Genomic DNA, 538 nt, shown 5'->3' with positions numbered 1-538 from the left:
ACGAGGTGTGGCACGCGCGCTACGTCATCAACGCCACGGGGACGTGGACGCGGCCCTTCTGGCCGTACTACCCCGGGCAGGAGAGCTTCCGCGGGCGCCAGCTCCACGTCCATGACTACGTCCGCGCGGAGGAGTTCGCCGGTCAGCGCGTGGTGATCGTGGGCTCGGGGATCTCGGCCACCCAACTGCTCGAGGAGATCTCGCGCGGGGCCGACACCCTGTGGGTGACCCGGCGGGAGATCGAGTGGGCCACGGGCCCGCCTCCGGAGAACTTCTCGGCCGCCATCTCGGCGGTCGCCGAGCGCACGGCCATGGGGTTGCCGCCCGAGAGCGTGATCCGGGTGACCGGCATGTACCGCACCCCGTGGATCGATCGGGCGGAGGCCCGCGGGGCGCTGGTGCGGCACCCGATGTTCACCCGGATCGAGCCCGACGGGGTGCGGATGCCGGACGGCCGGCTGGAGCCCGCCGACGCGATCCTCTGGGCCACGGGGTTCCGGCCCGCGGTCGCCCACCTCGCGCCACTCGGCCTCCGGAC

1 protein-coding gene is annotated in these 538 nt (G+C 73.4%); it reads left to right on the top strand.

The window, feature by feature from the left end; genetic code table 11:
• On the top strand, positions 1 to 538 hold a 538-nt coding region (locus IY392_RS18610), incomplete at both ends, for an NAD(P)-binding domain-containing protein (protein ID WP_194862022.1).

This window comes from Dietzia sp. SYD-A1 (genome assembly GCF_015356725.1).
Classification (GTDB): Bacteria; Actinomycetota; Actinomycetes; order Mycobacteriales; family Mycobacteriaceae; genus Dietzia.
This window is presented reverse-complemented; position numbering and strand designations above follow the sequence as displayed.